A 1,249-nucleotide genomic window follows, 5' to 3' on the forward strand; every position below is an offset into this window, starting at 1 on the left:
TTGTTCAAGTTGTTTGATAATGTTAGACATTGTTTGATCCTTTATTGATCCTAGATGTAACTGAAACTAACTGTTATGCTCGGCTTGCGCCTCTTTTAACAGTTTACGTTGTTCGTCAGTCAGAGCTAGGCCTTCTAAGAGCTCAGGGCGTCGGAGCCACGTTCTTTGTAGCGATTGTTTTAATCGCCATTTCCGAATTTCTTCGTGATGTCCCGACATCAGCACGGATGGCACAGTTAATCCTTCTAACACTTCCGGTCTGGTGTAATGCGGGCAATCTAATAAACCGTCTGCAAAAGAATCTTCTTCTGCGGAGGCTTGTTTGCCTAATACACCGGGAATAAAACGTGCAACAGCATCAATTAATGTCATTGCCGGCAATTCCCCACCGGTCAGAACGTAATCCCCGATTGACCATTCTTCATCAATTTCAGTTTGAATCAATCGCTCATCAATACCTTCGTAACGTCCACATACTAAAATCAATTTCTGATTTTGAGCAAGCTCGGTTACGCCGCCTTGATCGAGTTTACGTCCTTGTGGCGAAAGGTAAATCACCTTTGCGCCTTCTCCTGCCGCTGCTTTCGCAGCATGAATCGCATCCCGTAAAGGTTGCACCATCATCAGCATTCCCGGGCCACCACCATAAGGACGGTCATCCACGGTTTTATGCTTGTCGAATGTAAAATCTCTTGGATTCCAACATTCTACTTGCAGAAGATTATGTTTTACGGCTCTTCCTGTAACCCCAAATTCCGTAATCGCTTTAAACATTTCGGGGAATAATGAAATTACCCCTATCCACATAAAAAGCCTACTACATTACGTTTGTGCATACTTGAGATTAGAAACCAGCGTCCCAATCCACTTCAATTGTTTTCGTGGTGAGATCGACTCTTTTAACTACTTGTTCATACAAGAACGGAATTAACCGCTCTTGTTTTCCAAAAGCATCTTTGGTATTGGCTTTCACCACTAACACATCATTAGAACCGGTTTCCATCATCTCTGTTACCGTTCCCATTGTATAACCTTCTAAGTTTACGACTGAACAACCAATTAAATCGTGCCAGTAATAATCGCCTTCTTCTAGTTCTGGGAATATAGATAAATCCACACCAATTTCAACATTTGCTAAAATTTGTGCGGCTTCACGGTCATCAACGCCTTTTAATTTAACGATGATTTCGTGATTATGATGACGCCAGTTTTCTAATTCCGTTGGCTGCCATTCACCTTTGATTTTTAA

2 protein-coding genes are annotated in these 1,249 nt (G+C 42.0%); both read right to left on the reverse strand.

Annotated features, from left to right (window positions below):
* Nucleotides 1-66 precede the first annotated feature (66 nt).
* Nucleotides 67-807, reverse strand: coding sequence for a tRNA (guanosine(37)-N1)-methyltransferase TrmD (gene trmD, locus ACXVWB_RS11205; protein ID WP_126469572.1), 741 nt, complete (start codon nt 805-807; stop codon nt 67-69).
* A gap of 37 nt (nt 808-844) precedes the next feature.
* Nucleotides 845-1,249 (reverse strand): ribosome maturation factor RimM (gene rimM, locus ACXVWB_RS11210; RefSeq protein WP_458485391.1); only part of this gene is annotated, 405 nt, incomplete at its 5' end.

It is taken from the genome of Haemophilus sp. SZY H53 (assembly GCF_054332375.1).

Bases quoted from the DNA above. Each gene is read 5' to 3' on its own strand.
- trmD (WP_126469572.1), bottom strand. From the start codon at position 807: ATGTGGATAGGGGTAATTTCATTATTCCCCGAAATGTTTAAAGCGATT.